The organism is Rhodopseudomonas rhenobacensis (genome assembly GCF_014203125.1).
Lineage (GTDB): Bacteria > Pseudomonadota > Alphaproteobacteria > Rhizobiales > Xanthobacteraceae > Rhodopseudomonas_A > Rhodopseudomonas_A rhenobacensis.
The window spans coordinates 18,945-43,441 of record NZ_JACHIH010000020.1; the positions used below are offsets into that span (position 1 = coordinate 18,945).

General features: G+C 67.7%; 23 protein-coding genes. 14 read left to right on the forward strand and 9 right to left on the reverse strand.

Translation table 11 applies throughout. The features are described 5' to 3' along the window. Nucleotides 1–123 precede the first annotated feature (123 nt). Complete coding sequence (locus HNR60_RS15335; RefSeq protein ID WP_184258983.1) at nt 124–984, forward strand: 23S rRNA (adenine(2030)-N(6))-methyltransferase RlmJ; 861 nt, start codon at nt 124–126, stop codon at nt 982–984. Between the two features lie 286 nt (nt 985–1,270). Beyond that, nucleotides 1,271–1,483: a cold-shock protein gene (locus HNR60_RS15340; protein ID WP_184258985.1), complete on the forward strand. Its 213-nt coding sequence runs from the start codon at nt 1,271–1,273 to the stop codon at nt 1,481–1,483. 303 nt (nt 1,484–1,786) lie between these two features. On the opposite strand, the gene HNR60_RS15345 is transcribed toward HNR60_RS15340, so the two are convergent. Further along, nucleotides 1,787–2,410, reverse strand: a complete 624-nt coding sequence (locus HNR60_RS15345; RefSeq protein ID WP_184258987.1) for an outer membrane protein — start codon at nt 2,408–2,410, stop codon at nt 1,787–1,789. Between the two features lie 259 nt (nt 2,411–2,669). On the opposite strand from HNR60_RS15345, the gene uvrC reads away from it, so the two are divergent. The 5 genes from uvrC to prmB all read left to right on the forward strand — a co-directional run bounded on the left by uvrC (nt 2,670) and on the right by prmB (nt 7,247). Next, nucleotides 2,670–4,760 carry an excinuclease ABC subunit UvrC gene (gene uvrC, locus HNR60_RS15350; RefSeq protein WP_184258989.1) on the forward strand — a complete coding sequence of 697 codons (2,091 nt, stop codon included), beginning with the start codon at nt 2,670–2,672 and terminating at the stop codon, nt 4,758–4,760. 100 nt (nt 4,761–4,860) lie between these two features. Beyond that, entirely contained in the window at nt 4,861–5,478 is a 618-nt protein-coding gene (gene pgsA / locus HNR60_RS15355; protein ID WP_184258991.1) for a CDP-diacylglycerol--glycerol-3-phosphate 3-phosphatidyltransferase, read from the forward strand. After that, nucleotides 5,475–5,726: a molybdopterin converting factor subunit 1 gene (gene moaD / locus HNR60_RS15360; protein ID WP_184258993.1), complete on the forward strand. Its 252-nt coding sequence runs from the start codon at nt 5,475–5,477 to the stop codon at nt 5,724–5,726. The genes pgsA and moaD overlap by 4 nt, the downstream gene beginning before the upstream one ends. Nucleotides 5,727–5,733: 7 nt before the next feature. Then, entirely contained in the window at nt 5,734–6,192 is a 459-nt protein-coding gene (locus tag HNR60_RS15365; RefSeq protein WP_184258995.1) for a molybdenum cofactor biosynthesis protein MoaE, read from the forward strand. Continuing rightward, entirely contained in the window at nt 6,192–7,247 is a 1,056-nt protein-coding gene (gene prmB / locus HNR60_RS15370; RefSeq protein ID WP_210313585.1) for a 50S ribosomal protein L3 N(5)-glutamine methyltransferase, read from the forward strand. Before HNR60_RS15365 ends, prmB begins: the two co-directional genes overlap by 1 nt. A gap of 262 nt (nt 7,248–7,509) precedes the next feature. Here the strand turns inward: prmB and rsmD are convergent, their stop codons facing one another. Both rsmD and HNR60_RS15380 read right to left on the reverse strand, forming a co-directional pair. After that, complete coding sequence (rsmD, locus tag HNR60_RS15375) at nt 7,510–8,067, reverse strand: 16S rRNA (guanine(966)-N(2))-methyltransferase RsmD (RefSeq protein ID WP_184258997.1); 558 nt, start codon at nt 8,065–8,067, stop codon at nt 7,510–7,512. Between the two features lie 259 nt (nt 8,068–8,326). Next, nucleotides 8,327–10,582 carry a pseudouridine synthase gene (locus HNR60_RS15380; protein WP_184258998.1) on the reverse strand — a complete coding sequence of 752 codons (2,256 nt, stop codon included), beginning with the start codon at nt 10,580–10,582 and terminating at the stop codon, nt 8,327–8,329. 154 nt (nt 10,583–10,736) lie between these two features. On the opposite strand from HNR60_RS15380, the gene HNR60_RS15385 reads away from it, so the two are divergent. Further along, complete coding sequence (locus HNR60_RS15385) at nt 10,737–11,183, forward strand: nucleoside deaminase (protein ID WP_184259000.1); 447 nt, start codon at nt 10,737–10,739, stop codon at nt 11,181–11,183. Between the two features lie 210 nt (nt 11,184–11,393). Here the strand turns inward: HNR60_RS15385 and HNR60_RS15390 are convergent, their stop codons facing one another. Next, the gene (locus HNR60_RS15390) at nt 11,394–11,867 is read right to left on the reverse strand and encodes a methyltransferase family protein (RefSeq protein WP_184259002.1); all 474 of its coding nucleotides are present in this window, start codon (nt 11,865–11,867) and stop codon (nt 11,394–11,396) included. 184 nt (nt 11,868–12,051) lie between these two features. Here HNR60_RS15390 and HNR60_RS15395 point away from each other — a divergent pair, with 184 nt between their 5' ends. Further along, nucleotides 12,052–13,182, forward strand: a complete 1,131-nt coding sequence (locus HNR60_RS15395) for a CaiB/BaiF CoA transferase family protein (protein ID WP_347339349.1) — start codon at nt 12,052–12,054, stop codon at nt 13,180–13,182. A gap of 46 nt (nt 13,183–13,228) precedes the next feature. Then, entirely contained in the window at nt 13,229–13,432 is a 204-nt protein-coding gene (locus HNR60_RS15400; protein ID WP_184259004.1) for a tautomerase family protein, read from the forward strand. Nucleotides 13,433–13,717: 285 nt separating this feature from the next. Here HNR60_RS15400 and HNR60_RS15405 read toward each other — a convergent pair whose 3' ends face one another. From HNR60_RS15405 to HNR60_RS15420, 4 genes are all read right to left on the reverse strand, one after another. Next, nucleotides 13,718–15,781, reverse strand: a complete 2,064-nt coding sequence (locus tag HNR60_RS15405) for a hypothetical protein (protein WP_184259006.1) — start codon at nt 15,779–15,781, stop codon at nt 13,718–13,720. A gap of 307 nt (nt 15,782–16,088) precedes the next feature. After that, nucleotides 16,089–18,965 carry a DUF4159 domain-containing protein gene (locus HNR60_RS15410; RefSeq protein WP_184259008.1) on the reverse strand — a complete coding sequence of 959 codons (2,877 nt, stop codon included), beginning with the start codon at nt 18,963–18,965 and terminating at the stop codon, nt 16,089–16,091. Then, the gene (locus HNR60_RS15415; RefSeq protein WP_184259010.1) at nt 18,962–19,900 is read right to left on the reverse strand and encodes a DUF58 domain-containing protein; all 939 of its coding nucleotides are present in this window, start codon (nt 19,898–19,900) and stop codon (nt 18,962–18,964) included. The genes HNR60_RS15410 and HNR60_RS15415 overlap by 4 nt, the downstream gene beginning before the upstream one ends. Beyond that, the gene (locus HNR60_RS15420) at nt 19,900–20,904 is read right to left on the reverse strand and encodes an AAA family ATPase (RefSeq protein WP_184259012.1); all 1,005 of its coding nucleotides are present in this window, start codon (nt 20,902–20,904) and stop codon (nt 19,900–19,902) included. The genes HNR60_RS15415 and HNR60_RS15420 overlap by 1 nt, the downstream gene beginning before the upstream one ends. A 214-nt stretch (nt 20,905–21,118) precedes the next feature. Here HNR60_RS15420 and HNR60_RS15425 point away from each other — a divergent pair, with 214 nt between their 5' ends. Genes HNR60_RS15425 through HNR60_RS15440 form a run of 4 tightly spaced genes read left to right on the forward strand, consistent with a single transcriptional unit; the run spans nt 21,119 to nt 23,921 of the window. Beyond that, complete coding sequence (locus HNR60_RS15425; RefSeq protein ID WP_184259014.1) at nt 21,119–21,721, forward strand: DUF1285 domain-containing protein; 603 nt, start codon at nt 21,119–21,121, stop codon at nt 21,719–21,721. A 38-nt stretch (nt 21,722–21,759) separates the two neighbouring features. Next, nucleotides 21,760–22,395, forward strand: coding sequence for an NUDIX hydrolase (locus tag HNR60_RS15430; protein WP_430694956.1), 636 nt, complete (start codon nt 21,760–21,762; stop codon nt 22,393–22,395). Next, nucleotides 22,392–22,655, forward strand: a complete 264-nt coding sequence (locus HNR60_RS15435) for a DUF6111 family protein (RefSeq protein ID WP_184259018.1) — start codon at nt 22,392–22,394, stop codon at nt 22,653–22,655. The genes HNR60_RS15430 and HNR60_RS15435 overlap by 4 nt, the downstream gene beginning before the upstream one ends. A gap of 12 nt (nt 22,656–22,667) precedes the next feature. After that, complete coding sequence (locus HNR60_RS15440; protein ID WP_184259020.1) at nt 22,668–23,921, forward strand: tRNA nucleotidyltransferase/poly(A) polymerase-related protein; 1,254 nt, start codon at nt 22,668–22,670, stop codon at nt 23,919–23,921. Between the two features lie 279 nt (nt 23,922–24,200). On the opposite strand, the gene HNR60_RS15445 is transcribed toward HNR60_RS15440, so the two are convergent. Beyond that, nucleotides 24,201–24,464, reverse strand: a complete 264-nt coding sequence (locus tag HNR60_RS15445) for a YodC family protein (protein ID WP_184259022.1) — start codon at nt 24,462–24,464, stop codon at nt 24,201–24,203. Nucleotides 24,465–24,497: the final 33 nt, after the last annotated feature.

Below are 24,497 nucleotides of genomic sequence, written 5' to 3' on the forward strand. Positions count from 1 at the left end.
GCCGGTTAAGCCGGCGCGTCTGGCGAGGCGGCGGCGCTGCCCACACCGTCCGGAGCCTGGAGAGCGGGCCGATGGCTGCAAAACCGGTTTCCCCGGTCGCCAAAACCGCGCTACTGCTTCGCGATGAATTACCGCCACGCCTTTCACGCCGGAAGTTTCGCCGATGTCATCAAGCACCTCGTGCTGGTGCGCATCCTCACCTATCTGCAGGACAAGCCCGCGCCGTTCCGGGTGATCGACAGCCATGCCGGCGCCGGGGTCTATGACCTGACCGGCGACGAGGCGAGCCGCAGCGGCGAATGGCTGACCGGGATCGCCCGGATCATGCAGGCGCGGTTCTCCGAGAAGGCGGCGCCGCTGGTGGCGCCATACCTCGACATCGTGCGCGCCTTCAACCCGCAGCGCGAGCTGACCGCTTATCCGGGTTCGCCGCTGATCGCCCGCGCGCTGCTGCGGCCGCAGGACAGCCTGGTGGCCTGCGAGGTCGAACTCACCGCGCGCAAGCGGCTGATCAAGGCGCTGCACCGCGACCCCCAGGCCAAGGTGGTGGATCTCGACGGCTGGGTCGGGCTGCCGGCCTTCGTGCCGCCGAAGGAGCGCCGCGGGCTGGTGCTGATCGACCCGCCCTACGAGCGCAAGGACGAGTTCGAGCGGGTCGCGGCGGGGTTTTCCGAAGCCTTCGCGAAATGGCCGAGCGGCTGCTACGTGATCTGGTACCCGGTGAAAAGCCGGCGGGCGACCGACGGGCTGGCGCGCCACGTCGCCGACCTCGCGAGCCGGGCGCCGACCCCGGGCAGCTGCCTGCGGCTGGAATTCAGCGTCGCGCCGCAAAGTCCCGAAGGCGGCCTGGTGTCGACCGGGCTGTTGATCGTCAACCCGCCCTGGACGCTCGCCGCCGAGCTGAAGATCATCTTGCCCGAGCTGGAAAAGCCGCTCGGCCAGGGCGGCGCCGGCCGCTTCAGGCTGGAAGTGGCCAAGCCTTAAGTGGCCAAGCCTTAAGCAGGTATCTCGGTCAGATGCGAAAAGTCGCAACTGACGGTAGGCAATCCGCAATGAACCGTATTATGCTTACGACTATTGGACTGGCTTGACGTTCCGCTTCCGCAAATGGGGGCGGCGGAGTGATACGGCCCGAGGGCGCCTTTGAACCGGCAGGCGACACGTCTGCCCCGCTCGCATGGCCCAGCTTTCCGACAAAGCGCAATGACCGGTCGAGCCGACGCGCGAGCGCGCGGCGGGGGAAGCAATGCGGGGGAAGGGAGTTTTCCCGATGGCGATGACGGGAACGGTCAAGTTCTTCAACGGCGAGCGCGGCTACGGATTCATCAAGCCGGACGACGGCGGTCGCGACGTGTTCGTGCACATCACCGCGGTGGAGCGCGCCGGGTTGAAGGATCTGATCGAAGGACAGCGGATTACTTTCGAAGTCGAGCCGGACAAGAAGGGCAAGGGCCCCAAGGCGGTCAATCTGGTAGTGTCCTGAACGGCTGAGCAGCCGCGCATAAATTCAATCAGGCGTGCTGCATCGGCGGCATCTCGGAGATCGACCACCTCTCCGCGTCGTGGCCGGGCTTGTCCCGGCCATCCACGGAAACAAGCAAGGCGTTGCTCGCGGGCGTAGATGGCCGGGTCAAGCCCGGCCATGACGGGGCGGGCGAAAGGCCTGATCATCTCCGCCCTCTTTGCAGAGGCTCGCCCGCTATCCCAACGCACGCCACAAAAAAATCCCGGCCGCAGAACGGCCGGGAGTTCGTTTCAGTTGAGTTTCTTGTAACGAAGGGTTGTCTTAGAAGTGGTAGTTGACGCCGACTCTGACGACGCCGAACTGATAGCTGTTGGGCACGCCGGTAATGCCGAAATTGCTGCTGCCGAGATCGACGTAGAGATATTCGACCTTGGCGCTCCAATTCTGGCTCAGGCCGAATTCGGCGCCGGCGCCAATGGTCCAGCCGGCATTGGTGTGGGACTCCGAGGCGCCGAAGCGCTCGCCTTTCAGTTCGCCGAAGGCGAGGCCGCCGGTGCCGTACACCAGCAGGTTGTCGAAGCTGTAGCCGACCCGGCCGCGCACCGTGCCGAACCACGGGTTGGAGAACTTCCACGACGCGAAGCGGTCGTCGGCGGCGCTGATCGCGATGTCGCCTTCGAGGCCGAACACGAACTGGCCGGATTGCCAATTGTAGCCGGCCTGCACGCCGCCGGCCACGCCCGACGGCTCGGTCGGGTTGTTCTGCACGCTGCCCCAGGCATAGCCGAGGTTGCCGCCGAGATAGGGGCCGGCCCAGCTATAGGCATTGAGCGGCTGGTAGACCGTATAGGGCGCGCGCGAGCCGCCATAGGGCAGATCCGCCGCCTGCGCCGAGGCCAGACCAGCGGCCAGCAGGGCCGCCGTCGCAACTGCGATCTTGCTCATCTCGACACTCCTTAACGCTGCGTCGGACTTGGGACAACCGACGGGCAAAAGAGGAACCGGATGGTTACGAAATCCTCTCTTTTACCGCTAAGATTTATCGAGAGTTTTAGGTTAAGCGGTTGTTAAAGCGCCCCGCGGCCTCGGTATCGACCAGTATTGATGTTTAAGAAGTCCTTACTTTTGCGATGAGGCGTTCACGCGAGTTCCGTGCGCGGCGGTGCGCTGGCGGTCGCAGCCGCGAAGGCTTAAATCTGGCGCGATGATTCAACACCCCATCGACACTCCCGAGGCTGCGGCCGACGCTACGCCGGAACCCGAGGTCGCGATCGGCCAGGCCTTGCCGCCGCCGGACGCGAACGCCGCCGAGGCTGCTCCCGACATCGATGCCGCCACCGAAAGCCTCGCCGCCGAGGACGACGACGAGCCGGTTCTGCCGCAGGTTCCCGACGACGCCTCCGACGAGGTGCCGGCGGGTCCGCTCGCGGTCGGCCGCTCGGCGATCGCGCAGGCGGTACGGCTGGCGCCGACTTCGCCCGGGGTCTACCGGATGCTGAACGCCGCCTCCGACGTGCTCTATGTCGGCAAGGCCAAGAACGTCAAAAAGCGGCTGGCGTCCTACGCGCGGCCGACCGGGCATGTGGTGCGGATCTCGCGGATGATCGCCGCCACCGTCAGCGTCGAGATCATCTCCACCGCCACCGAGACCGAAGCGCTGCTGCTCGAAGCCAATCTGATCAAGCAGCTGCGGCCGCGCTTCAACGTGCTGCTGCGCGACGACAAGTCGTTTCCCTACATCCTGATCACCGGCGACCATTGGGCGCCGCAGATCATCAAGCACCGCGGCGCGCAGTCGCGTCCCGGGCGCTATTTCGGGCCGTTCGCCTCGGTCGGCGCGGTCAACCGCACCATCACCGCGCTGCAGCGCGCGTTCCTGATGCGCTCCTGCACCGATGCGTTCTTCGAGAGCCGGACCCGGCCGTGCCTGCTGTATCAGATCAAGCGCTGCGCCGGCCCGTGCACCGGCGAGATCGATTTCCCCGGCTACACCGCATTGGTGCGCGAGGCGACTGACTTCCTGTCCGGCCGCAGCCGGCTGGTGAAGCAGGAACTCGCCGGCGAAATGGACAAGGCCGCGGTCGAGCTGGAATACGAGACCGCGGCGCTGTACCGCGATCGGCTCGCGGCGCTGTCGGCGATCCAGTCGCAGCAGGGCATCAATCCGCGCACCGTCGAGGAAGCCGACGTGTTCGCCATCCATCAGGAGGGCGGTTACTTCTGCGTCGAGGTGTTCTTCTTCCGCACCGGGCAGAACTGGGGCAACCGGGCGTATTTCCCGCGCGCCGAAAAGACGTTCACCGCCGAGGAGGTGCTGGCGGCGTTCCTGGCGCAGTTCTACGACGACAAGGCGCCGCCGAAGCAGATCCTGCTGTCGCACAAAATCGAGGAATGCGAATTGCTGGCCGAGGCGCTGTGCATCAAGTCCGGCCACAAGGTGGAAATCCTCACGCCGCAGCGCGGCGAGAAGAAGGACCTGGTCGGCCACGCGCTGACCAATGCGCGCGAGGCGCTGGGCCGCAAGCTCGCCGACACCGCGACGCAGACAAGGCTGCTGCAGGGCCTGGTCACCACGCTGAAGCTGCCGCACACCCCGAAGCGTATCGAGGTCTACGACAACAGCCACATCCAGGGCACCAACGCGGTCGGCGCGATGATCGTCGCCGGGCCGGACGGCTTCATCAAGAACCAGTACCGCAAGTTCAACATCCGCTCCGAAGGCATTACGCCTGGCGACGATTACGGCATGATGCGCGAGGTGCTGGAACGCCGCTTCAAGCGGCTATTGGCGCCGCCGCAGGAGGGCGAGGCGGCCAAGCCGAAAGACGACGAGGTGCCGCAATGGCCGGATCTCGTGATCATCGACGGCGGCCGCGGCCAGCTCAACGCGGTGCAGGAAATCTTTCAGGCGTTGGGGCTGTCGAACGTGACATTAATGGCGGTGGCCAAGGGGCCGGACCGCGACGCCGGGCGGGAAACCCTGTTCATGCCGGGCCGCGAGGCGATCAAGCTGGAGCCGCGCGATCCGGTGCTGTATTTCATCCAGCGGCTGCGCGACGAGGCGCATCGCTTCGTCATCGGGTCGCATCGCAAGCTGCGCAAGAAGGACATTCGCGAGGCCGGGCTGCAGGAGATCCCCGGCATTGGGCCGTCACGCAAACGTGCTTTGCTGCACCACTTCGGGACCCTGAAGGAAATCGAGCGCGCCTCGCTCGGCGATCTCGGCAAGGTCCCGGGCATCAGCGCCGAAAGTGCCAAACGGATTTTCGACTATTTCCACCCCCAGCCGGGCTAGGGATTGTGGCGGGATCGGATTAAAACCAGCGCGCGCCGGGTCTCACCTTTTGGATCGGCGAGTGGTTGACCTTGAAGCTTGGGCAGTATTGGTAAGGCGGATGAACAGCGTTTCCACCAGAACCACCGCGAAGCATACCTACTCGCTTCCGAACCTGTTGACCTTCGCCCGGATCGCCGCGATCCCGGTGGTAGTCGGGTGCGTTTTTGCGCAGTCGATCCAGGACGGCCCGCTGTGGTTGCGCTGGGTGGCGCTGGCGGTGTTCGTGATGGCCGCGGTCACCGATTTTCTCGACGGCTACTACGCGCGGATCTGGGATCAGCATTCGGCGTTCGGCCGCATGCTCGATCCGATCGCCGACAAGCTGTTGGTCGCCTCCTGCCTGTTGATGCTGGCGGCCGACGGCATCATCCACGGCTGGACGCTGTGGGCGGCGATCGTGATCCTGTGCCGCGAGATTCTGGTCTCCGGCCTGCGGGAATATCTCGCCGCGCTGCGGGTCAGCGTCCCGGTGACGCGGCTGGCGAAATGGAAGACCACGATCCAGCTGATCGCGATCGGCTTCCTGCTGGCCGGCGAGGCCGGCGACCAGGTGTTGCCGTTCAACACCCAGATCGGGCTGTTGCTGCTGTGGATCTCGGCGCTGATCACGATGTACACCGGCTACGACTATTTCCGCGCCGGGATTCATCATCTCATCGAAGAGGACGCGGCATGAAGCTGAAATATTTCGCCTGGGTGCGCGAGCGCATCGGCGTCGCCGAAGAAAACCTGGATCCGCCGGACAGCGTCCGCACCGTCGGCGAACTGATCGGCTGGCTCGCCGGTCGCGGCGAGACCTATGCTTACGCGTTCGAGAAGCCCGGCGTGATCCGCGCCGCGATCGACCAGACCCACGTCAAGCCGGACACGCTGATCGCCGGCGCCCATGAAGTGGCGCTGTTCCCGCCGATGACCGGCGGTTAGCCTTGCGATGAGCATCCCCGTCAGCATCCGGATTCAGCACGCCGATTTCGATCTGGCGCAGGAGATCGCCACGCTGACCGCCGGCCGCACCGACATCGGCGCGGTGGTGTCGTTCAGCGGCATCTGCCGCGGCGACGGCGGCCTCGCGGCGATGACGCTGGAGCATTACCCCGGCATGGCCGAGGCCGAGATCGAGCGCCACGCCCACGAGGCCTGCGCGCGCTGGCCGCTCACCGGCGTCACGGTGATCCACCGCGTCGGCCGGCTGACGCCGGGTGACAACATCATGATGGTGCTGGCCGCCTCGGCGCATCGCCAGGCCGCGTTCCAGGCCGCCGAATTCCTGATGGATTATCTGAAAGCCCACGCGCCGTTCTGGAAGCGCGAGGAAAACGCCGACGGCTCCACCTGGGTCGCCGCCCAACAACACGATGACGCGGCCGCAGCCCGCTGGGACAAAACTTGATGGCGAAGACGACAAAGGCCAAGGCAATCACCAAGGCAAAGACCAAGGCCGCTCCTAAGGCCAAGACCGCGAGCAAGACCGCAGCCAAGACCAAGCCGACCGCCAAAGCCAAGCCGGCGGTGACGCGCGCCGCCAAGCCGCTGTCGCAATTCGCCAAGGTCGCGCCGGGCGAGTTGCAGACGCTGTTCGATTACGTCCGCTATGCGCTCAGCCGCTTCGCCGAGGCCGATCTGGCGTTCGCGCACGGCACCACCGATCCGGTGGCGGAAGCCGCTTTCTTGGTCTGCGATACGCTGTATCTGCACCCTGAGCGTTTCGAGGAGTTCGCCGCCGCGCGGGTCACCGCGGCCGAGGGCCAGCAGATCCTCGAGGTGATCCATCGCCGGGTGACGACGCGGCTGCCCGCGGCCTATCTGGTCAACAAGGCCTACATGCTCGGCCTGCCGTTCTATGTCGACGAGCGGGTGATCGTGCCGCGCTCCTTCATCGGCGAACTGCTCGGCTCGCATTTCGACGGCGAGGACGGCTCGCTGATTGCCGATCCCGAGGCGGTGGAAAGCGTGCTCGATCTGTGCACCGGCTCCGGCTGCCTCGCGGTGCTGGCCAGCCAGCGCTTCCCCAATGCCCGGATCGACGCCGTCGACGTCTCGCCGGACGCATTGGAAGTCGCCGCCGAGAATATCGACATCTACGAACTCGAGGATCGGGTGACGCTGTATCAGGGCGACCTGTTCAAGCCGCTCGGCGATACCCGCTACGACCTGATCATCTCCAACCCGCCTTACGTCGACGCGCAGGGCATGGCCGATCTGCCGGACGAATGCCGGTTCGAGCCGGAACTGGCGTTTGACGGCGGCGCGGACGGGCTCGACATCGTGCGGCGGATTCTCGCCGAGGCCAAGCAGCACCTCACCCCGACGGGCGGGCTGTTGTGCGAGATCGGGCGCGGCCGCGACAATATCGACGCCGCGTTCCCCGATTTGCCGCTATTGTGGCTCGACACCGAAGAGTCCGAGGCCGAAGTGTTCTGGATCGCTGCGGCGGATCTGACTTAAGTTCCCCGGCGCTTCTTCACCTCTCCCCGCTTCGCGGGGAGAGGTCGGATCGCTCTTGCGATCCGGGTGAGGGGCCAGGCACGGCATCTCAGCATCTTCAACCCATGCTGGTCGGCAATCAGTTCATCATTGTTCTCAGTCTATGAGGGTCTGCATCGGCCCCTCACCCTACCCCTCTCCCCGCAAGAGCGGGGCGAGGGAGCGCGCTGCCGTCGCCGAGGCGCATCGGCCATCACCGCCATCGCAAGAAAAGTTGCAGGGATTACGCCCCGAACCGCAACAGCGTGAATTCGGTGTCGTCATAGGCGCGGCGTTCGAGTTCCTCGTAGCCGGCGGGGGCTACGAACGCAGCGTCCTTGGCCTCTTCGACCACCACCAGCGCGTCCGGCACGAGCCAGCCGCCGTCGCGCAATGACGTCAGTGCCTTCTCGGCGAGCTTCATCCGGTACGGCGGATCGCAGAACACCAGCGCGAACGGTTCGACCGGATGCGCGGGTCCGAGATTGCCGGCGTCGCGGCGATAGACTTTGGTGACGCCGCCCAGCCCCAGCGCCTCGACATTGTTGCGCAGCAGCGCGCGGGCTTCGGCGCCGTTGTCGACGAACAGCGCGAATTTGCCGCCGCGCGAGACCGCCTCGATGCCGAGCGCGCCGGTGCCGGCGAACAGGTCGAGCACGCGGGCGTCCAGCATCGGATTGCCGTAGGCGTGCATCAGGATGTTGAACAGCGACTCGCGCAGGCGGTCCTGCGTCGGCCGGATGTCGCGCGATGTCGGCGACGCGATGTTGCGGCCCTTCAGCCGTCCGCCCACCACGCGCATTAGAGGCAGGTCCCATTGCATTGAAGTTGAGCGGCGACGCTGCCGCGAGCAGGGCGCGCTCCCTCGCCCCGCTCTTGCGGGGAGAGGGGTGGGGTGAGGGGCGAGCGACCGGCGAATGCCGGCGTCGAATTGAAAGCCGTGCCAGGCCCCTCACCCGACCGGCTTCGCTGCGCTACGCCGGTCGACCTCTCCCCGCGAAGAGCGGGGAGAGGTGAAGCGGACTGCGTGGCAAACTGCAACGTCAAACTCACGCCCACTCTCACTCGTCGCGCGGCTTGAGGTCGCGTTTGCCCTTGTAGCCGCGGGTCGGACGGCGCGGCGGGCCGTAGCCGTTGGCTTCGGCCTCGTTGCGGGCGCGGGCTTCCTCGCTGCCGGTGCGTTGCACCAGGATGCGGCGGCCCTTGCGGTCTTCCACCGTGCCGCGCTTGAACACCGGCTTCTTCACCACCACCGGATCGAGATCGACGTCGCCCTTGCTGGGAATCTGGCGGCCGAAATCGGCGCCCGACGCAGCGGCGATCTTCTCGCCGAGCTGCTCGCGCAGCACCCGGGTCTTGACCTCCTCGACCTGGCCTTCTTCCAGCTCGCCGAGCTGGAACGGGCCGTAAGACACCCGGATCAGCCGGTTCACTTCGAGCCCGAGATGCGCCAGGACGTTGCGGACTTCGCGGTTCTTGCCTTCGCGGATCGCGAACACCAGCCAGACATTGGCGCCCTGATCGCGCTCCAGCGTGGCGTCGATCGAGCCGTATTTCACGCCGTCGACCTCGACGCCCTTCTTCAGCTCGTCGAGCTGGCCTTGCGTGACTTCGCCATGGGCGCGGACGCGGTAGCGCCGCAGCCAGCCGGTGTCGGGCAATTCCAGCGTGCGGGCGAGCCCGCCATCATTGGTGAGCAGCAGCAGGCCTTCGGTGTTGAAATCCAGCCGGCCGATCGAGATCAGCCGCGGCAGCCCGTCCGGCAGATGGTCGAACACGGTCGGCCGGCCTTCCGGATCGGCGTGCGTGGTCATCAGCCCGCGCGGCTTGTGATACATGAACAGCCGCGTGCGTTCCGGCAGCGGCAACGGCTTGCCGTCGACGGTGATGACGTCGCGCGTGGTGACGTCGAGCGCCGGCGAATTGATGATGCGGCCGTTGACCGCGACGCGGCCCTGGGTGACCCATTCCTCGGCGTCGCGGCGCGAGCAGAGCCCGGCGCGTGACACCACCTTGGCGATCCGCTCGCCGGCCTTCTTCGGCGCCGGCGGGCGCGGCGGACGGCGCTCTTCCGGCTTGCGCTCGCGAAACGCGCCGCGGCCGCCGAACGCCGGGCGCTTGGCGAACACTTTGCTATCGTCTTCATTGTCGCGGCGCGGCCGCTCGGCGGCGCCGGGCTCGGAGCGCGGATGCTCCTGCCAGGCGCTGCGGCCGGGACGATCGCCACGATCCTCGCGCGGCCGGTCGAATTTCGGACGGTCTTCGCGCGGGCGGGAGAAGCGGGGACGCTCGGCGCCTTCCTCGCGCGGCCGATCGAACCGCGGCCTGTCGAAATCCGGTCTGTCGAAAGTCCTTGCGCCGTCGCGGGGCGGGCGGGCGTTGCGGCCGACATGATCGGGCGCCGAGGCGTCGCGCTTCTGCCACGGCTTGGCATCGCCGCGATCGGTGCCGCGATCCGGCCGGCTGCCGAACTCCTTGCGCGGACCGCGATCCGGCGCGCCGCGGCCGAACTTTTTCTCGCCGCCGAATTTGCGCTCGCCTTGCGGCCGCGCGCTGAACGGCCGATCGCCGTCGCGTGACGGCCGCGGGCTGTAGGGCCGCTTCTCGCCGGCGCCTTCGCGGGGCGTGTAGGGGCGCTTTTCGCCGGCACCCTCGCGGGGGGTGTAGGGACGTTTCTCGCCGAACTTCTTGTCGCCGAACTTTTTGTCGGCAAACCGCGCCGGGCGCGCATCACCCCGGTCGCCGCGATCCTGCCGCGGGCCGCGATCGTTGAAGTTCGACCGCTCGCCGCGCGGCGCATCGCCCCGCGGGGCGTAGGGGCGCTTCTCATAGCCGCCTTCGCGCGGCGGCCGCGGGCTGTACGGCCGCTTTTCGCCGCCGGCTTCGCCACGCGGCGTATAGGGACGTTTCTCGCCGCCTTCGCGCGGCGCATAAGCGCGCTTCTCGCCGAATTCCTTGCGCGGCCCGCTGCTGCGGGCGGGGCGGTCGTCCTTGTTGAAACGCGGACGCGGCGCATCGCCAAACTCACGGCGCGGCGCGCGATCGTCGTCGCGGCGCGGCGGCGGGCCTTCGCGCTTGCCGGCGTAGGGCTTGCCGGGACCGGCATAGGGCTTGCTGCCAAAGCTCTTCTTCTCGCCGCCGAACGCGCCATCGGTGGCGCCGGCGCGCTTGGCGAATTTCTTTTCCGGGCCGCGCGCGGCGCCGGAGCGGCCCTTGCCGCCGGAAGCGCCCTTGCCGCCGGCAGCGCCCTTGCCGCCGGAGGGGCGGTCGCGCCGGCCGCGCGCGGGGCCGTTGTTTTTGTCGTTATCGCGGGGCATGAAGGTCTCGTTTCGATATCCGGAATGGCGGGCAGCGACGTCAACGGGATCGCAGGAGCGCGCACTCTTTGTTCAAGGCGCAATCTCACGCAAAACCGGCATCCACTTTTGCTGAATGGTTGTTCCTAGCAGAGTTTTTCGGGCGAGACGAGGCATGACCGCAGCATCTTTCATGGATTTGGCGCTGAAAGCCGCCGAAACCGCCCAAAACGCCGGTGAAGTGCCGATCGGATGCGTCATCGTGCTTAACAACGCGGTGATCGCCAGCGCCGGAAACCGCACTCTGACCGACCGCGATCCGACCGCGCATGCCGAGATCCTGGCGATCCGCCAGGCTGCGGCCTCGCTCGGCAGCGAACGGCTGGTCGATTGCGACCTCTACGTCACGCTGGAGCCGTGCACGATGTGCGCCGGTGCAATCTCGTTCGCGCGGATCAGGCGGCTGTATTTCGGCGCCGCCGATCCGAAGGGCGGCGCGGTGGAATCCGGCGTGCGGTTTTTCGCGCAGCCGACCTGCCATCACGTGCCGGAGGTGTATTCGGCACTCGGCGAAACGCGTTCGGCGCAACTGCTGCGAAGTTTCTTTCAGGCGCGGCGTTAGCAGGCGCCGGCTCGCGTGTTCTCGCTTGGGCGAGGCACCCAACCCACACGCGGCCGTCATTCCGGATTGCGAGGTCGCAAGACCGAGCAAGTCCGGAATCCATATCCCCTGCAGGGGTTATGGATTCCGGGCTCGCTCGCAGCGTTGCTGCTCGCGCCCCGGAATGACAGCCTGGGAATTGGAAGCGCATCAATCCCGCGCGAAACGTCTTTAGAACAGCCAGCGCGGGGTCTGCTGCGAATAGTCGATCCAGTCGGCGCCGAAGCGCGCGGCGAGGTGGTGCTCCTCGCGGCGGATCGCCAGCCGGTCGACCAGCAGCGCCGACGCCAGGGCGCACAGCATGAACCAGTAATTGCCGACCGCGATGCCGATCCCGATCAGCAGGATGGTATTGGCGAGGTAGATCGGGTTGCGGCTGTAGCGGAACGGTCCCCAGGTCACCAAGAGATCGGCGGCGCGGGTCGGCAGGATGTTGGTATCGGCGCGCCGCATGGTGACGATCGCCCAGACGTCGAGCGCGATCCCGATCAGCACCACCGCGCCGCCGAGCCACACCGTCCAGGTCTCATGCAGCGCCGGCAGCGGCAGCGCGCCGCCGAGCAGGATCGACGCCACCGCGGCGCCGGCCAAGAGCATCGGCGGCCACGGCAACACGTTGGGGCGTAGGGTGTGTTTCGAACTCATCACTTATCGATAAAGCCGCGCCGGGCAGAACTCAATCAGTCCAAAGGTGATTTCGGCGGCGACGTTTCAGCGCACGGAATTTCGCAGGCGAGGTCGCGCTTGCCGGCGCGCTGAGCCGACGGCACAATCGACGCGACGGCGAATGCCGCGAAACCGCAGGAGCGAGCCTCATGAAAGCGTCCGCGTGACCGAGACTTTGACTCCGCCCGCGGCCGACGCGCCGCTTGAACGCCCGCCCGCCTCCGGCCCGCTGAGCGGGCTTCGCATCGTCGAATTCGCCGGTCTTGGCCCCGCGCCGTTCGCCGCGATGATGCTGGCCGACATGGGCGCCGATGTCGTCACGCTGAGCCGCGGCGAGCAGCAGATGGGGCTGCGCGGCACGGTGATGATGCGCGGCCGGCGCACCATCACAGCCGACCTCAAGGACAAGGCCTGTATCGCCGAGGTGCTGAAGCTTCTCGACGGCGCCGACGCGCTGATCGAGGGGTATCGGCCGGGCGTGATGGAGCGGCTCGGGCTCGGTCCCGACGTCGTCACCACCCGCAACAAGCGGCTGGTCTATGCGCGGATGACCGGCTGGGGCCAGAGCGGCCCGCTCAGCGGGGCCGCCGGTCACGACATCAACTACATCGCGCTCAGCGGTGCGCTGGCCGCGATCGGGGAGCGTGAGCGGCCGGTGCCGCCGCTCAATCTGGTCGGCGATTACGGCGGCGGCGCGCTGTATCTGGTGGTCGGGCTGCTCGCAGCATTGCTGGAGGCGAAGAAGTCGGGGCAGGGTCAGGTGGTGGATGTGGCGATGTGCGACGGCGCGGCGTCGCTGATGTCTTTGTTCTGCGAGCTCGCCGCCTCCGGGCGCTGGAAGGATACGCGCGAAAGTAATCTGTTGGACGGCGGCGCGCATTTCTACGGCACCTATCAATGCCGGGACGGCGCGTTCATCGCGTTGGGATCAATCGAGCCGCAGTTCTACGCCGAGCTGCGCCGGCTCGCCGGGCTCGACGATCCGGCGTTCGATCGGCAGATGAGCCCGAAGGATTGGCCTGTTCTAAGAGAGAAGATGGCCGAGGTGTTTCGCACAAAAACCCGCGTCGAATGGTGCGCGATCATGGAGGGCACCGACGTCTGCTTCGCGCCGGTGCTGTCGCTGTCGGAAGCGCCGAACCATCCGCATATGGCGGAGCGCGGCGCTTTCGTTTCGCACGACGGCGTGCTGCAGCCGGCGCCGGCGCCGCGATTTTCCCGCACGCCGTCGGCGATCCGCGCCGCCGTGCCGGACGATCTCGCCGCCGTGGCGCGGCAATGGCAGACGCGCTAATCCCATCCCAGCGCCGCAGCCGGTGCGCCCAACCACGGAGACTTCAATGCCCGAGATCACCATCAACATGGCCGTAGGCCGCAGCGACGAGCAGAAGGCCGCGATGATGCGCGACATCACCAAGGCGCTGGTGACGAATCTCGGCGTCGACGCCGACGCCGTGGTGATCCAGATCAACGAAGCGCCGCTGGCGCACAAGATGAAGGGCGGCAAGACCTTCGTCGAGCGCAAGGCGGCGGCGGGGAAGTAGGGCGAACTCATAATGTGGCGGAGCGCCGTCGCTACACGTCCGGTGCGTTCGCTTGTGCGCGCTCACCTTGCCGCGCGGCACCTCTCCCCGCTGCGCGGGGAGAGGTCGACCCGGCGGAGCGCAGCGGAGCCGGGGCGGGTGAGGGGCCTGGCACTGCGGTTGATCGAGCTTCACTCTTCAAGGGTCGGCAAGAGCCCCTCACCCCACCCCTCTCCCCGCAAGAGCGGGGCGAGGGAGCCTGCTGCCGTCGCGGCGATGCCGCGGCTCTGATCAGACCAAAGAGCGTTACTTCCCCTCGCGCAGCCAGGTCGCCGCGAAGGCGCCGAGCAGCAGCAGCAGGCCGATCAGTCCGGTGAAGATCGGCAGCACGCCGACGCCGGTGACCACGCTGGCGTCGCGCATCCGCACCCCCATCCAGCCGTCGCCGCGGAATACGCTTGCAGAATGCACCGGCACGATCCGCGGCATGTCGAGGCTGTCGCCATCAGTGACGCGGCGGGAATCGCCGCCGCTGGCCTGCGCCAGCGGCTTCAGCACCTCGGTGGTCGAGGTGACTTCGGAGAATTCCTTCGGATTGAGCGGCCCGACATTGATCAGCGCCTTCAGCGTGCCGTCGGTGGCCTGCCACAGGCCGAGTTCGTCGGCCGGCGTCAGGCCGCGCCAGGCGCCGGGATCGGAGGCCGCGAGCGAGAGTTCGCGGGTCTTGCCGGACGGCGAGGTCACCGTCACCGGGGTCACGGCGTCGGCCATGGTCTGCCGCGTCACCTGCAGATCCTTGCCCTGCAGCGATAGCCGCAGCGCCTCTTCGTCGAGATCCGGCTGCTTCATCAGCCAGTGCGACATCCGCCGCAATAGGTCGAGATGCGGCCCGCCGCCCTCATAGCCGCGTGCCCACAGCCAGATATGGTCTGATAACAGCAGCGCGACGCGGCCCTCGCCGTAGCGTTGCAGCAGCAACAGCGGCTTGCCGTCGGCGCCGGTCATCACCGGCGGCGTGGTGGCGTTGCGGGTGTCCACGGTGCGGAAGAACCTCGCCCAATGCGGCGGCTCGGAGCTTGAGCCTTCCAGCCCGCGGGTCACCGGATGGCGTTTGCCGGCGTCGGACAGATGCGCGTAGAACGGCTTCTCGGTGACGCCGACCGGCTCGGCCGGCAGCACGCTGTCGAGCGGCGTGCGCCAGATCGAGGTGGTGGATGCGTAGTCGGGGCCAGCCGAGACCAGCACCGCGCCGCCGTTGCGCACATAGCGTGCGATGTTGTCGAAGTAGGCGATCGGCAGCACGCCCTGGCGGGCGTAGCGGTCGAAGATGATCAGCTGAAATTCGTTGATCTTCTGCTGAAACAATTCGCGGGTCGGAAACGCGATCAGCGACAATTCGTTGATCGGGGTGCCGTCCTGCTTTTCCGGCGGCCGCAGAATGGTGAAGTGCACCAGATCGACGCTGGCGTCGGATTTCAACAGATTGCGCCAGGTTCGCTCGCCGGCATGCGGCTCGCCCGACACCAACAGCACACGCAGCTTGTCGCGCACGCCGTCGATCGCCACCACGGCGCGGTTGTTGACCAGGGTCAGTTCATTCTCGATCGGCGAGGCTTCGATCTCGACGATGTTGGGGCCGGCGTGCTTGATCTCGATATCGACGCTGACGGTCTGGCCCGAGAGCACGGTGCGCTCGCTCAGCGTCTCGCCGTCGCGGCGCACCGCGACGCGGGCGCGCTCATTGCTGATGCCCTGGTCGTCGAGCCGGTAGGTGATGGTCTGGACCTGGCCGACGATGCCGAACCGCGGCGCCGCGGTGATGGCGATGCGGCGGTCGCGCTCGTCGCGGCGGCCGGTGATCAGCGCGTGCACCGGGGCTGCGAAGCCGAGTGCCGCGGCATTGGCCGGCACGTCATGGACCCGGCCGTCGGTGATCAGGAAGGCGCCGGCGACGCGGTCGGTCGGCACGTCGGACAACGCGGTCGATAGCGCGCCGAACAATTTGGTGCCGTCGGTCTCGCCGTCGGCCTGTCCGGCCTCGACCACGCGGACTTCGAGCCCGGGAATCTGCTTCAAGCGATTGACCAGCGCCTCTTGCGCCTGCGCGGTCTGCTGGGTGCGGGTGCCGAAATTCTGGCTTGGGCTCTTGTCGATGACGACGGCCGCGACGCTCGACAGCGGTTCGCGCTCCTCGCGGGTGAACGACGGATTGGCCAGCGCCAGCACGATCAGCGCCAGCGCCGCGATCCGGATCACCGCGCCGCGGGTGCGGCCGATCAGCAGCAATGCCGCGATCAGCAGCGCCGCGCCGAGCGCGATCCACAGCACCAGCGTCGGGACGAGGGGTGCGAAGGCGATGCCGTATTGCATTAGGCGCTAGCTCCATCGTCATTGCGCGCTCGGCACCGGCCGTCGCCAGATCCGGCGGGATGGACCATTCGTTGCGAACCGCAGGTTTCGAAGTTGATAGGAGTAGCGCTACGATTTTTCCCTCTCCCCGCTTGCGGGGAGAGGGTGGCTCGAATGCGCGATAGCGCGTTCGAGTCGGGTGAGGGGGCGTCTCGTTTAAACTCAGGCGCCCCCTCACCCGACCCGGCTTCGCTTGCGCTACGCCGGGTCGACCTCTCCCCGCGCGCGGGGAGAGGTGAAATCAGTGCTCGCTGGATCGCTTCGATCATCATTGCCCCAGCCGTTCGATCAGCGCAGGGGCATGGACCTGGTCGGCCTTGTAGTTGCCGGTCAGCGTGTACATCACGATGTTGACGCCGGCGCGGAAGGCGAATTCGCGTTGCCGCGGCTCGCCGGGCGACAGCGGCAGCATCGGCTGGCCGTCCGAGCGCATCGCCCAGGCGCCGGCGAGATCGTTCGAGGTGATGATGATCGGCGACACGCCGTCGCCGCCGCGGGCCGGACGGGAGGCCGCATCGTCGTCCTCGTCGCGCGGCAGCGTCTCCACCCAGGTCTGTCCGGAATTGAAGCGGCCGGGGAAGTCGCGCAGCAGATAGAACGTCTTGGTCAGCACGTGCTCGCGCGGCACCGGCTCCAGTTCCGGCACATCCAGCGACGACAGGATGTTGCGCAACGTCAGCATGCCGGGGGTCTGGGATTCGCCGTTCGGCCCAGGCGGCGCTTCCAGTGCGTCGCGGGTGTCGAACAACACGGTGCCGCCCTGCTTCATATAGGCGTCGATGCGGTTGATGGCGTCCTGCGGCGGCTTCGGGGCGCCTGCGATCACCGGCCAGTAGATCAGCGGGAAGAACGCCAATTCGTCGCGGGCCGGGTCGATGCCGACCGGCTCGCCGGCTTCCAGCGCAGTGCGCTGCGCCAGGAACAGCGTCAGCCCGCTCATCCCGGCCTTGACGATGGAATCGACGTCCGCATTGCCGGTGACCACATAGGCGAGCCGGGTCTGGCTCACCGCCTTGATGGCGAAGTCGTCATTGCCGGGCGCGATGTCGGCGGGTTTTGGCGCCGGCTTGGCGCCCTGCGCGGCGGGTCTTGTGGTGGTCTGCGCCTGGCTCGGCGTCGGCATCAGCGCAACTGCGGCCAGGGCGGCGGCGAGCAGCAACGCCGCCGCAGCGGCGCGGCGGCGGCGGAAGATCGCGCCGAGGCTGCCGGCGAGCAGCGCCACGATCACCGCGTCGATCAGGAACAGCGCCAGCGCGGTCGACAACAGGATGCCGCGCAGATCGCTCGGCTCGGCGGTGCTGTAGCCGGCGCGGCGGGCGCGCAGACCAGAGGTGTCGAGCGCCGCGATGCGGTCGGCTGCCGCCAGCGCGTTGACCGCGAGCGGGCCGTCGGCCGGGCCGTAGAAGCCGGGCGGATGATCGAGCGTGGCGCGGTCGCGGAAATCCGCCGGCATCGGCTTGGCGGTCGAGGGCGGCGGGCCGAACGCGCCGAAGCCGTCGAGGGTGCGCAGCGGCGCCGCGTTGGCGACGTTGAGTTCGGCGGCGACACCGGCGCCGGGCGTTGCGGTATAGCCGGACAGATCGACGATCCGCCGCAGCATCTCGACGAACGTGCCGGACATCGGCAGGTCGGACCAGCGCATGTCGGCGCTGACGTGGAACAGCGCGACCAGCCCTTTGCCGCGATGGTCGCCGGTGACCAGCGGCGTGCCGTCGACCAGCGAGGCCCAGCTCTTGGTGGCGAGCACGGCGTCCGGCTCCGCCAAGACTTGACGATTGACGGTGACGTCGGCCGGCACCGCGAGGCCGGCGAACGGGCCGCCGGCGGCGAACGACGCCAGATGCTGCGGCTTCTCCCAGGTGAGACTGCCGCCGAGGCTGCGGCCGCCACGGCGCAACTTCACCGGCACCAGGTCGTCATCGGCCTGCGCCAGATGCGGCCCGGCGAACCGCACCAGCACGCCGCCGGCCTCGATCCAGGCGTTGATGCGGTCGCGGATCTCCGGCGCCAGCGCGCCGACGTCGGCCAACACGATCATCGGCAGCTTCTGATCGAGAAACTGCGCGATCGCCAGCTGCGGCGCGCCGCGTTCGCCGACCCGGACGTCGGCGAATGGCGCCAACGCGCGGGTCAGATAAAACGTCGAGGCCAGCAGCGGCTGCGCGGTGTCGCTGCTGGCGCCTGAGACGATGCCGATGGCGCGGCGTCGCCAGCGCTTGTCGAGGAGTTGCACGGCGCCGGCCGAGCGCTCGCCGGCGATCTCCAGCCTTGCGATGTCGTTGCGCAATTCCACCGGCAGTTCGAACGCGGCTTCGGTGTCGCTGTCCTGCGGCGCGAACGTAAAGCGCGCGTCGCCGATCGGCGCGCCCTTGGCGTCGAGCGCCCGCACCGTGCCGGCCTCGGGGCTGCCGGGGCCGGCGCGCAGCACCTTGACGGTCATTTTCGCCGCGGCGTTCTCCGCCGCCGCCAGCGCGTGCGGCGACGCCGCGCCTTCGAAGATCGTCAGCGTGCGATCGCCGATCGTCTTGGCGAGGCCCGCGGTGAAGTCAGGCCCGCGCCCGGTGTCGACGCCGTCGGTCAGCCAGGCGATTTCGGCATCGCCGGTGCTTTTGAGGAAGCGCTCCAGCGTCGGCAAAGTGTCGACCCGCTCCACCGCATAGGGTTTCGGTGCGATCTGGCGCAGCGCGACGCGCGCGGTGCCGGCCGGCAGCAGCGTCGGATCGCGGTTAGTTTCGGAGAGCGCCACCAAAGCCACGCCGCGGCGCGCGCTTTCGGCGCTCGCGATCAATTCGTCGGCGGCCTTCAGCCGCGCGTCCCAGCTCGCCGCCGCACTCCAGCCGTCGTCGAGCAGGATCACCAGCGGCACGCTGGAGCCGGCGGCGCCGGCGGGCGGATTCCAGGTCGGCCCGGCGGCGGCGAAGATCACCAGGGCGGCGGCGAGCAGCCGCAGCGCGGTCAGCCACCACGGCGTGCGCGACGGCGTCTCTTCCTTCGGCGCGATCTCGAACAAAAGGCGCGTCGGCGGGAAACTGACGCGGCGCGGCCGCGGCGGCATCACCCGCAGCAGCCACCACAGCGCCGGCAGCGCGACCAGGCCGAGCAGCAGCAGCGGTTCGGCGAAGGACAGCGGCAGAAAACCCATCATGCGCTGCGCCCCACTTTGACGCCCGGAGCGCTGTTCTTGGTCACCGTCATGCCGGCGTGCAGGAACAGCAGCAGTTCGGCGGCGGAGCGGCTGGTGGTGTGTGTGGAGAACAGCCAGTCCAGCTTGTTGGTTTCGGCGCGGATCTGGTCGCGATGCGCGGCGACGCGCGCCACATAGTCGCTCGCCCATTTCTCGGCGCGGCCGGCGGTGATCATCTCGCCGCCCTCGGGGTCGACGAATTCGACGCGGCCGGAATAGGGAAAGCTCTCTTCGGCCGGATCCACCACCTGCACCAGCGTGCCATGCGCGCCGGACGCCGACAGTCCCGCCAGCATGGTCCTGATCTCGGCGATCGGCGACCACAAGTCCGACAGCACGACGATCTCGGCCAGCGCCGCCGGCACGAAGGACGGCGGCAGGCTGGCGCGGGTGCCGGTGTCGTGCAGCATCGCCTGCGCCATCTTGTCGATCACATTGCTGTTCGAGGTCGGGTTCATCAGTCCGGGCACGCCGACCCGTTCGCCGCCGGCGACCAACAGTTGCGCCAGCGCGAAGCTGACGATCAGCGCGCGTTCGAGCTTCGAGTCGCGCGCGCCTTTGGAGGCGAACGCCATCGACAGCGAGCGGTCCGGCCACAGCCACACAGTGTGCGCGGCTTCCCATTCCTGTTCGCGGACGTACAAATGATCGTCGCGCGCCGAGCGGCGCCAGTCGACATTCTGCGACGGCTCGCCGGAGACGAAGCGGCGATATTGCCAGAAGCTTTCGCCGGCGCCGGCGCGTCGCCGGCCGTGGACGCCGTGGATCACATTGGCGGCGATCCGGCGGGCTTCCAGCATCAGCCGCGGCAACGACGCGGCGAGACTCCGGCTTTCGCCGTCGGCGCGTCGAAGGGCGAGGACTTCCGGTGGATCGCGCTCGGCGGCGTCTGCCATCAACCGATCCGCGACTTCAGCTGACGGATCACCTCGGGGATGGTGGTGCCTTCGGCGCGCGCCGCGAAGGTCAGCGCCATGCGGTGCTTCAAGATCGGTTCAGCAAGATCGAGTACGTCGTCGATCGACGGCGCGAGGCGACCGTCGAGCAGCGCGCGGGCGCGCACCGCCAGCATCAAGGACTGGCTGGCGCGCGGGCCCGGGCCCCAGGCGATCAGCTTGTCGGTGGCGCCGCCGTCGGGGCCGGGACGCGCGGATCTGACGAGAGTGAGGATCGCTTCGACCACGGAATCGCCGACCGGCAAGCGGCGCACCAGCCGCTGTGCGGTGATCAGCGTCTCGGCGCTCATCGCCGCTTTGGCCAGCGTCTCGTCGGCGCCAGTGGTCTCGAACAGAATGCGGCGCTCGGCGTCGCGATCCGGATAGTCGACGTCGATTTCCATCAGGAAGCGGTCGAGCTGGGCTTCCGGCAGCGGATAGGTGCCTTCCTGCTCCAGCGGGTTCTGCGTCGCCAGCACGTGGAACGGCTTCGGCAGATCGTGGCGGGCGCCGGCGACCGTGATGTGCTGCTCCTGCATTGCCTGCAGCAATGCGGATTGGGTGCGCGGGCTGGCGCGGTTGATCTCGTCGGCCATCAGCAACTGCGCGAACACTGGGCCGGAGATGAAGCGGAACGAGCGCTTGCCGGTGACGCTCTCGTCCAGCACCTCGGCACCGAGAATATCGGACGGCATCAGATCGGGGGTGAACTGGATCCGCTTGGCGTCCAGCCCGAGCGTGGTGCCGAGGGTTTCCACCAGCTTGGTCTTGGCGAGGCCGGGGACGCCGATCAACAGCGCATGGCCGCCGGACAGGATGGTGACCAAAGTGTTTTCCACCACCTTGTCCTGGCCGAAGATCACCGTGGCGATGGCGTCGCGGGCGATGCGGATTTCGCCCGAGACTTGCTCGGCCGAGCGCACGATCACGTCTTCCAGCTTCTCGACAGTCTCTGCGCCAGCCATCCGTCACTCCCTGCGTGCGGCGCAGCCTCTGCGCCGTGCCACCTTCGTCTGCCTCGTAGAGACACGAAGGCCATGTATTCGTTGAGATAAACTTTCACCGCATTATGCGGCTTCAAAGCCGCGAACCGCATCACGATATGGAGAGTTAGACAACCCTAGAGCGTTTCGATCTTTGCACCAATCGTGCCAAACTCGAACAGCAGGTCAGGTAACCATGGCGAAGCAAGGGCAGAGCCCGATTCAAAATCTCGACGGCCTCGCCGCGGCGGCGACCACCGCCAGCAAGCCGGGCAAGGGTCTGCCGCCGGTGCATCTGTGGAACCCGCCGTTCTGCGGCGATCTGGACATGCGAATCGCCAGCGACGGCACCTGGTTCTATCTCGGCACGCCGATCGGTCGGCCGGCGCTGGTGCGACTGTTCTCGACGATTCTGAAGCGCGAGGACGGCAAGCACTTTCTCGTGACGCCGGTGGAAAAGGTCGGCATCACCGTCGACGACGCGCCGTTTCTCGCCGTCGAGATGGTCCGCGAGGTCCAAGCCGACGCACCGCTGCTGCGGTTTCGCACCAATGTCGACGACTGGGTGACCTGCGATGCCGAGCATCGGCTGCGGTTCGAGGTCGCAGCCGACGGCGGGCTGATGCCGTATCTGCACGTTCGCGCCGAACTGTGGGCCAAGGTGACGCGGGCGCTGTATTACGATCTGGTTGACATTGGTGAGGAGCGGGTGGTCGATGGCCGTGCGATGTTTGGCATTGCTTCCGGCGGCGCGTATTTTGCGATGGCCGACGCGGAGCAGGTGAGGGGAGCGCTTTGAACGAGCCTGTGCTGGAGACCGGTCCTGGCGTCGTCGGGATCGACTCGGAGGAATTCTTCGGCCGCGCCCGGCAACGGCTGGGGTTCGACGTTCCGCCCGCGCTCACCGATCCGACCCTGGTGCCCGCCAGCGGCGATGCCGGCACCGACCGGATGTGGCAGATCATCGCGCAGGAGCGGCCGGTCCGTCCCGCCGCGGTGCTGATCGCGGTGGTCGACCATGCCGAGCCGACCGTGCTGCTGACGATGCGCGCGGCGCATCTCACCGACCATGCCGGCCAGATCGCATTTCCCGGCGGCAAGATCGACGCCATCGATGCCTCGCCGCGCGACGCCGCGCTGCGCGAGGCCTGGGAGGAGATCGGGCTCGACCGCGGCTATGTCGATCCGATCGGCTATCTCGATCTCTACGCCACCGGCTATGGCTTTCGCATCCTGCCCTTGGTGGCGCGGGTCAGGCCGGGCTTCGAATTGCGCGTCAACAAGGCCGAGGTCGACGACGCCTTCGAGGTGCCGCTGTCGTTCCTGATGAACCCGGCCAATCATCAGCTGCACAGCAAGGAATTTCGCGGCGCCGAGCGTAGCTACTACGCGATGCCGTTCGCCGAACGTTACATCTGGGGCGCCACCGCAGGAATTCTGCGGGTGCTGTACGAGCGGGTTTATCTGCCATGATTCGTCCGGTGCTCACCGAAATCGGGATCTTCCTGATCCCGTTCGCGATCTACGCGCTCTATCTGCTGGCGAGCCGCTCCGGCGTGCTGAAGCAATCCTCGTGGCCTTTGCATGTGTTGGGCAAGCTGGCGTTGGGCGCGCTGGTCCTGACCATCGTCAGCCTGCTGCTGCTGGCGCATTACTCCGGGGCGCCGCCGAATGCGACCTACGTTCCCGCGCATATTGAAAACGGCCGGCTGGTGCCGGGCTACGAGAAGTGACGGAGGCGGGACGTGAGTTCGGTGCGAAGGCTTGACGATGCGCCGTGGAATTGCGGCCCCGCGGCACGGGTGCTGGCGTTGCTCAACCAGGATGGCGCCGAGGCGCGCGTGGTCGGCGGCGCGGTACGCAACCTGCTGATCGGGCTGCCGACCGGCGATATCGACATCGCCACCACGGCGCTCCCCGATGAAGTGATGCGCCGCGCCGACGCGGCCGGCTTCAAGAGCGTGCCGACCGGCATCGAGCACGGCACCGTGACGCTGGTCGCCGACGGCGAGCCGTTCGAAATCACCACGCTGCGCGAGGACGTCGAGACCTTCGGCCGCAAGGCCAAGGTGGCGTTCGGCGACGATTGGGCCGCCGACGCGCAGCGCCGCGACTTCACCATGAACGCGCTGTCGGTGTCGCTCGACGGCACGCTGCACGATTACGTCGGCGGGCTCGACGACGTCGAGGCCCGGCGGGTGCGTTTCATCGGCGATCCGGACCAGCGCATCGCCGAGGACTATCTGCGGATCCTGCGGTTCTTCCGGATTCACGCCGCCTATGGCGCGGGCGCGCCGGACCGCGACGGTTACCTCTCCTGCATCCGCGGCCGTGACGGGCTGGCTGAGCTATCGGCCGAGCGGGTGCGGATGGAGATGCTGAAGCTGATGGTGGCGCCCGGCGCCTGCGCGGCGGTGGCGGCGATGGGCGAGGCCGGCTTGCTGCTGCGGGTGTTCGGCGGCGTCGCGTTTCACGGTCCGTTCGCCGCGATGATCGCCGCGGAGCGCAGGCTGGATCTGGCGCCCGACGCGATCCGCCGGCTCGGCGCGCTGGCGGTCGCGGTGACCGAGGATGCGCGGCGGCTGACGCAGCGGCTGCGGCTGTCGAACGCCGAGTGCAAGCGGCTGGATTCGATGGGCCACCGCTGGTGGCGGCTGCGCGGCATGGAGGAGACGCTCGCCAAGCGGCGGCTGTATCGGCTGGGCGAAGCCCGCTATCACGATCGCATGATGCTGGCCTGGGCGCGCGCCGGGCAGGGCGCCGATCCGGTGCCGTGGCTCGATCTGGTGACGCTGCCGCAGCGCTGGCAGGCGCCGGCGTTTCCGCTGAAGGCCGCGGATTTCATCGCCCGCGGCGTGGTGCAGGGCCCGGCGCTGGGCCAAATCATCGCGCTCGCCGAAGACGCCTGGCTGGCCTCGGATTTCGCGCTCGACGAATCGACGCTGACCCACATCGCCGATCAGACGGTGGCGCGGTTCACCCGCGACCACCGATTATAGTTGAACTGACCTCAAGGTCGCTGAACGCGGGTCGCTGAATGCCGAGTCGCTACGCGGGTCGCTGAACGCAGAGTCATGCCACGGACGCAGGGCAGCGCGCCGCTCTTACGGCGTGGTGCGCTGCAGATCCGGGGCCGTTACGGATGCTGCCTTCGTAACGGTCCCGGTTCTGCGGAGCAGCGCTGCGCGCTGCACCGCGCCCGGGACACGGCCTTGTCTGATGCGCGACAGCAGCCGGCCGCGCGGGCCGGCGTCGTCGCGGCGCGACGTCAGTTGCGGTTAGGCGACCTTGCTGTGGTCCTGCGCGTCGTCTTCGTCCTCGGTCTCGTCTTCGTTCTCGTCGGACGGCTCGTCGTCGCCGTCATCGTCTTCCGCGGCCAGCAGGTCGGCGCGTTCCAGCACCGCGCGCGGCAGCGTCTCGCGGAACAGATCGCCTTCCTCACCCATCCAGACGCACACCACCGCGTCATCCTTGACCTCGGCCACCGTCAAGGGATGGCCGCCCGACTTCAGCATCACGACGTCGCCCGGTGATAGTTCCATGAGCCTCTCCTCGCGTTGGTTGTTGACGCGAGC